The sequence below is a fragment of the Acinetobacter sp. ABJ_C4_1 genome (genome assembly GCF_044538495.1).
Taxonomy (GTDB): domain Bacteria; phylum Pseudomonadota; class Gammaproteobacteria; order Pseudomonadales; family Moraxellaceae; genus Acinetobacter; species Acinetobacter nosocomialis_A.
Genome location: NZ_JBIUCQ010000006.1, coordinates 222,485 through 229,563 on the forward strand (window position 1 = coordinate 222,485; position 7,079 = coordinate 229,563).

The 7,079-nt window shown below is 37.6% G+C and carries 8 protein-coding genes; 1 reads left to right on the top strand and 7 read right to left on the bottom strand.

What is annotated here, in order from left to right:
- The first annotated feature begins 39 nt into the window (after positions 1–39).
- Positions 40–1,530, top strand: coding sequence for a type II secretion system ATPase GspE (gspE, locus tag ACIF8R_RS10255; RefSeq protein ID WP_396480552.1), 1,491 nt, complete (start codon positions 40–42; stop codon positions 1,528–1,530).
- A 59-nt stretch (positions 1,531–1,589) separates the two neighbouring features.
- Here gspE and ACIF8R_RS10260 read toward each other — a convergent pair whose 3' ends face one another.
- The 7 genes from ACIF8R_RS10260 to ACIF8R_RS10290 form a co-directional block, all read right to left on the bottom strand.
- Positions 1,590–2,021 (bottom strand): organic hydroperoxide resistance protein, encoded by a 432-nt coding sequence (locus ACIF8R_RS10260; RefSeq protein WP_151302805.1) that lies wholly within the window; start codon positions 2,019–2,021, stop codon positions 1,590–1,592.
- An 87-nt stretch (positions 2,022–2,108) separates the two neighbouring features.
- On the bottom strand, positions 2,109–2,546 hold the full coding sequence (locus tag ACIF8R_RS10265; protein ID WP_396480555.1) for a MarR family winged helix-turn-helix transcriptional regulator: 438 nt from the start codon (positions 2,544–2,546) through the stop codon (positions 2,109–2,111).
- Between the two features lie 158 nt (positions 2,547–2,704).
- On the bottom strand, positions 2,705–3,082 hold the full coding sequence (locus tag ACIF8R_RS10270; protein ID WP_077169007.1) for a DUF4951 domain-containing protein: 378 nt from the start codon (positions 3,080–3,082) through the stop codon (positions 2,705–2,707).
- Positions 3,083–3,096: 14 nt separating this feature from the next.
- The gene (locus ACIF8R_RS10275) at positions 3,097–3,921 is read right to left on the bottom strand and encodes a carbon-nitrogen hydrolase family protein (RefSeq protein ID WP_191106998.1); all 825 of its coding nucleotides are present in this window, start codon (positions 3,919–3,921) and stop codon (positions 3,097–3,099) included.
- 26 nt (positions 3,922–3,947) lie between these two features.
- The gene (gene gigB, locus ACIF8R_RS10280; protein ID WP_191106997.1) at positions 3,948–4,469 is read right to left on the bottom strand and encodes an anti-anti-sigma factor GigB; all 522 of its coding nucleotides are present in this window, start codon (positions 4,467–4,469) and stop codon (positions 3,948–3,950) included.
- Between the two features lie 102 nt (positions 4,470–4,571).
- Positions 4,572–5,540, bottom strand: a complete 969-nt coding sequence (gene gigA, locus ACIF8R_RS10285; RefSeq protein ID WP_263612964.1) for an RsbU family protein phosphatase GigA — start codon at positions 5,538–5,540, stop codon at positions 4,572–4,574.
- A 115-nt stretch (positions 5,541–5,655) separates the two neighbouring features.
- Positions 5,656–6,555: a VacJ family lipoprotein gene (locus tag ACIF8R_RS10290; protein WP_396480557.1), complete on the bottom strand. Its 900-nt coding sequence runs from the start codon at positions 6,553–6,555 to the stop codon at positions 5,656–5,658.
- Between the last annotated feature and the right edge of the window lie 524 nt (positions 6,556–7,079).

Here is a 7,079-nt window from a genome sequence, read left to right on the forward strand (position 1 = left end):
GTACACTCAAAATCATCTTACTCATCATTATAAATTGTGATGCAAATATTGAAACAAATACAAGTTCCATATAGTTTTGCCAAGCGTCATGGTGTTTTATTTCGTTATGACGGTGATCAAGTTTTTATTGTTAGACGTCAAAATACAGAAAAAATTGCATTGCAGGAAGCAAGACGAATTTTGGGGAAGCCTGCACATTATCAGTTATGCACTGAACAAGAGTTTAATGGCCTATTAAGTACGAGTTATGCGGGGGACACAGGCGAATCTCAACAAGTTGCGGCTGGCTTAGAAGACCACCCGGATTTATTAAGTTTGGCCGATCAGGTTCCTGAAACAGAAGATTTAATGGATCAGGAAGATGACGCGCCTATTGTGCGTCTGATCAATGCACTTCTCTCTGAGGCAATCCGTGTAGGTGCTTCAGATATTCATATTGAAGCTTTTGAAAAGAAATTATCTGTACGTTTACGAGTAGATGGTCAATTACGCGAGATTGTACAGCCTCGCCGTGAACTGGCTCCGTTACTTGTTTCACGTATTAAAGTTATGGCAAAACTTGATATTGCCGAAAAGCGTGTACCGCAAGATGGACGTATTTCTTTGCGTCTTGCTGGCCGTGAAGTTGATGTTCGTGTTTCAACTTTGCCTTCGTCTCATGGCGAGCGAGTAGTTATGCGTTTGCTTGATAAACAAGCGGGTCGTCTTAATATGACTCACTTGGGTTTAATGGCAAGTGACTATGAACGTTTAACTCAATTGGTGCATCGTCCACACGGCATTATTTTAGTCACAGGTCCTACTGGTTCAGGTAAAACAACGACTTTATATGCGGCCTTATCTGATCTAAATGACAATACCCGAAATATCTTAACTGCCGAAGATCCAATTGAATATCAACTTGAGGGCATAGGGCAAACACAGGTTAATACCAAAGTGGATATGACATTTGCTCGTGCTTTAAAAGCAATGTTACGTCAAGATCCAGATGTTGTAATGGTCGGCGAGATTCGTGATTTAGAGACTGCTGAAATTGCAGTACAAGCATCATTAACAGGTCATTTGGTTTTATCGACACTACATACCAACACTGCTATTGGTGCAGTGACTCGTCTTAAAGATATGGGAATTGAACCGTTCTTGTTATCAAGCTCTTTAATTGGAGTCGTTGCTCAGCGTTTAGTTCGTACCTTATGTCCACATTGTATGACATGGCGTGAAGCAGATACCTTTGAGAAACAGGTTTTTCAGCATATTTCACATGAGCCAACTTTAAAGTTACCGGAAGCTCAAGGGTGTGAGCAATGTTCCCACTTAGGGTTTAATGGCCGTACGGCTATTTATGAAATTGTACCTATTGATGAACCGATGCGCCGTCTTATTCATGGCAATGCAGCTGAGTTTGAATTAGAAAATCATGCTCGTCAGTATGCAGGTTCTATTCGTGATGATGGCTTGCGTAAGGTAATTTTAGGTAAAACTACACTTGAAGAGGTGCTTCGAGTAACGAATGAAGCAAGTGAAGTATAAATTATAAAATACAATTAAAAATGCCCGATTTAACTCGGGCATTTTTTTAATAAAAAAACTTATTCAGTCACAATATTAAAAGTCACATCAATATTGTTGCGAGTTGCATTTGAATATGGGCAAACAATATGAGCTGCTGCAACTAACTTCTCAGCTTCGTCACGGTCCATACCAATTAAGTAAACATTTAATGTTACTTCAATACTAAAACCTGTAGGAATTGGACCAATACCAACTTCACCTTCAACATAAGCATCTTTGCTAATATTAAATTTATCGCGGTTTGCAACGAATTTTAAAGCACCCAAAAAGCACGCTGAATAACCTGCTGCAAATAATTGTTCTGGGTTAGTTACAGCACCACCAGCGCCGCCCATTTCTTTAGGCACACCAAGTTGTACGTCTAATACACCGTCTGATGACGTTGCACGACCATCACGGCCACCAGTTGCTTTAGCTTTTGCACGATACACAACTTTTTCTAAAGACATCTTATAATTCCTAAATTAAATTGAATGCAAATATATCGTACACGACTTAATTATTTTGACAAGCCAAAATTGTAAAAAAATGGGTGATTATTTAGCTATATTTGTACGAAGTTGTGTCAGCTGATCTTTCAGATCAAGTAGGGTGGTCATGTCACAAGAACTTGCTTCTAAAATATGAGCAGGAATATTTACGGCTTGTTCTTTAAGTATTTTTCCTTTTTCACTTAGTGTAATAATCACTTGGCGTTCATCTTCTTTTGAACGTGTGCGATTCACTAGTTGAATTGCTTCTAATTTTTTTAAAATGGGAGTTAAGGTAGAAGATTCTAAAAATAGTTTGTTGCCAATTTCTGAAACGGTAACCTCATCTTTTTCCCATAGAACCAACATCACCAAATATTGAGGATAAGTAATGCCTAGTGGAGTCAAAAGTTTTCGATAAAGCTGATTAAGTGCTAAATTTGTTGAGTAAATGAGGAAACATAATTGATTCTCAAGCTTTAAATTTTGACAGTCTTGGTCCATATATTCCTCAGAAAACTAAAAGATGCTTTTCTAGTATATCGCTTTATGTCTGATTTCTTAAATGCTCATAATTCTGAGCTATCGATAAAAATGAGATAACGCAAAAAAAGAGTAATCGAAAGATTACTCTATAACTTTAAAATATGAACTTGAAACAGTTACCAGAGATCGGCAATTTTCTTCATTAAACGAGCACGGTATTTTGCAGTTGGGTTATTTTCATTACGTTGCTGTTCTTGTTCATAGAAATCTTGCCAAGCTGTAATCATTTCTAAAGTTGTTCCTTGTTTTTTAATCATAGAAACATCAGCAGGTTGAATATTTTCTAAACGTTGTCTTGCGCCTTCAGCACCCGTTCCCCAACCAATAATCCGCTGACCAAAAGCAGGTAGAGGAATGTTTTTTGGAGTAGGTGGAAGAACATCTTGTTTCAGCTGCAAATTTGGAGAAACAAAATGATTCGTTGCTCCAAACTCAGCTGCATAACAGTGAATATTTGCCCCTAAGCAAAAAATGCTAAATAAGTATTTCCACATGAATAATTAAGCTTTTAATAGTGAATTAGTTTACGATGCGTCATTAAAGGCATTGATGTACGAACAAGCTCTTGAGCAGATAAATCAAAAGGTACAGTAATTAAACCATTGCCTTCATATTCAATCATACTTAAAACTTGTCCACGGCTATCAGTTGCTCCTGCATGTCCCCACGTTTGACGTTTTTCCCCATGCCAACCTTGTTGCGCTGCTCCTAGAACATAACATTGACTGTCCATTGCACGTGCTTGTAACAAAAGCTGCCAGTGCATTTGTCCTGTTGTATAGGTAAATGCTGCTGGAGCAGTCAATAAATGAGCGCCTTGTTGTCTGAGAGTTAAAGCTAACTCAGGAAAACGCAAGTCATAACATACCATTAGCCCAATATTGCCAAAAGGGGTAGATGTGACTACAACGTCTGTTCCAGGTTCAAAGAAACGAGATTCTTGATATCCACCAACTGCATCGCCAACTTGCACATCGAATAAATGTATTTTGTCGTAGCGTGCTTCTGTACCTTCAGGACTGATACATAAGCTTACTGTGCGCACGCGACCATCTTGTATGATAGAGCCATCTGGACGAAATGGACATGGTAAAGTGCCGGCAACAATCCAGATTTGATATTGATGCGCAAGTTTCTCAAGTCTTTGCTGGATCGATTCAAATTGCTCAGCTGTTTCACGCTGTTTACCAGCAGCGAAACATACAAAGTTTTCGGGAAAAACAATTAAGCTGGCATTTTGAGCACTGCTTTGCTGAATCAATGACTCGATTATTTGAAAGTTGCTTTCAATGTCATCTTGAGAATTCATTTGAACAACTGAAACAAGAGTCATATACAAATCCAGATTAGCAATAAAATTTAGGCATTTTGCTTATCAGATACTTGTTCAAGCGTGTCTTGTTCTTTCTGCAATTGCTTAACAAGTGGCTCAAACATATTCTGATTATTTGCATTGAGTTTCATCAATGTCTTATGTGCATCCAGAACAGTTCTTAGCATCGCATTATGAGTAATGTGTTCATCCGTTAGCGTTAGAGTGCATACGCTAGGATCACCACAATAATTCAGAATAACAAAAACCTGCCCTAGCCCCATGCTGTTGGCTAAGGTTGTGATATCTGGATTGGTAGATAGCATCACAGCTTGAATATGATGAGTCTGTTTCAGTTTTAAACCTAGCTTGGCTAGGATACCTAGTACAGTACTATCAATAAATGTTGTTTGGGTTAAATCAACGATTGCACCAACAACATTCTCTTGCTGTTCAATTCTGTTTAAAAGTTTGTCTAGACTTATACAAGAATGGGCTCGCACTTCACCAATAAGTTTGAAAATATGCGTTCCATTTAAGCTTGCATATTCAACATGACCTGTTGACATATAAATGCCATTTTCAGAGAAGGATAGAAAAATTATCACATAGTGCCATCTCAGACTCAAGAGTCCTTAAGTCGTATATTTTTTAATTGATTGATTTTTAAATTAATTCATTCGACAAAGACTAAAGATGGCAATGTCATCAGCAACATGATCAGGGGCTTGGAATGATTGATTTTGCAAATGTTGGACCAATTGTTGAAATTGATCATTCAATCCACCATCAAATGGTTCTAGTGCTCCATCTGAACAAACAATGAAACGCGCATGACGATTTAATGTACATACATGTTCTTCAACTTCCAATTCGTCAGTTAAGCCCAGAGGAAAGCTACTAGTCGTTAAAATTTTTGGGGGTTGATTCGGTTCAAAAATAATTGGGGGAGGGTAGTGACCTGCACTAGACCAGCGAAGATTATGCGTTTCAAGATTTAAAATACCGACCACGATCGTAATATGTTTTTCGATATTCTCTTGAACAAGCATTCCATTTAATTTTTTAATCAACTGTCGGGGGGTTTTTGAGCGGCCATGAAATGCAGCCATCCATGAAGTTAATAAACTGCTTGTGACACCGTGTCCCGATACATCGGCAAGATAAAATAAAACTTCTTTATCATTCAATTTCCAATAATCATACCAGTCACCTGATAGATAGGCGGAAGGTTGAAAAAAAGTTTCAACTTCATAATTTAATAAATCAATAGGATTTGGTAATAACCGTTTTTGTAATTCTGCTGCGGAAGGTAAGTCACGGCTATCTTGATTACGTTTATATTGAGCATCAATTCTTGTTAATGCTTTATTTAAATCTTGTGGTAACTGGTTCCATACCCATCCAGCAAGAGCACCTGCTTCCCATGCCTGAGCTAAAGCACTACCTTCATGCTCAAAAGCAATCACAATTGTAGGCAAACGCCATTTATGAGTCAGGAAATCTTGTACATCTGCAATTGCAATAATTGTTGGGTCATATAAATCGAGATCATCTATGTGAATGACTTGTAAGTCTGGTAATGCATCCAGAGCTTGCTCTAATAAAGGGATAGAGCGGGTCGGTTTAATAAAATACATAGAAGATATGGTAGTCCTTTTACAAGATCACTTTATCCATCATAGAGGATGTATGATCAAAATCAAGGTATTGCCTTTTTATATAAACAGCACAATACCCTGATTTCTTCTTTAATTATTTTTTAGTTTTGCTATGACTATCGTCTGGAACATCTTCAGATTCGTCGTCATCAATAAAAGAAACATCTGCTGAATTACCTTTTTTCTCAGCAATCTGGAATGCCTTACGTTGGAGATACAAATCGCGAATCATCGCATATTGATCACCTTGTATGGTTTGATCCAAATCTAGATATTGAGCACGTGTATCAATGGCTTGTAAGACATTGGTTGACCAGTAAAGACCATCTTGGTTATCCATAATATACTTTTGTGGACGAGCCTGAGAATCTACAGCTAAGCCAATACCATCACGTAATGTGCTTGGTCCAAAGAAAGGCAACATCAAAAATGGTCCAGAAGGAACGCCATAGTAACCAAGAGTGACACCAAAGCTTTCATCTTCAGGCGGAAGACCTAAGCGACTAGCAGGGTCAGCTAAACCTAAAGTTGTTAATGTATTAACAGTAAATCGACCAAGTGTCTTTGCTGCACGTCCAGGGCGTCCTTGAATTAACTGGTTAACAGCATTCCATGGCTCTCCAAGATTTTTGCGGAACTGGCGATAAGAGCCACGCACATCTTCTGGAGTTTTCTCATTATATTGAACTGCAACGGGGCGAAGAATATTGCGGTCTAACATGTCATTAAAAGAATAAATCGGACGGTTTAATGACTGTAATGGGTCTTTTACTGTATCCGGTTGAGCGGCATTTGCATTGATTTTTAAATCTTTAGCTTTTAGTCCTTTCAAATCTTTAATAATTTGTGAGCGGGGGCGGCTCTGCTGAACCTCTGTTGAAGTGGCATCTTCCGAACTAGCGGCAGATTCTTCAGTAAGATTTTCCTGAGCATGTGCTGAGGTATAAAGACCCACAGTTAATAAGCTCGATAATAGTAAATTAGAATAATTCATATAATTCCTTAACCGCTAGCCAGGCTCTGTTCAATATGCAGTTGGATAGAGATATATTTTAATACAGAAGCGATAAGCTATTATCAATGTAAAATTGGTCAAATAATATAGAAAAATGACTAAAAAGCCTAAAAATTGACCGGTTGAATAATAAAGTTTGAGAAAGGACTTGCAAAGGTAAGTTTATAGTCTATAATGCACATCCATCGGCGGTGATGCAGATAGAAACTTGTTGAAAAACAGTTACTTGAGATTGAATTGATTGCTTTAAGTGATGAATTTGATGATAAGTTGGTTTTGAGAATAAGTTTTAAAAATATCGAAATTACCTGTTGACTTTTAAGAGATTAAGAGTAATATAGCCGACCTAGCTTGCTGGTGACGAACCAGGAAGAAGATCATTAAGAGAATTGAAGAACAACTTGTGTGGATTTTTACTGATTGATTAATCGAAATAATTTTCATTGATTGATTGGTTTAAATTACTCGAAGTTTATTTGAGCGAAATTTAAGTCAGTAATTGA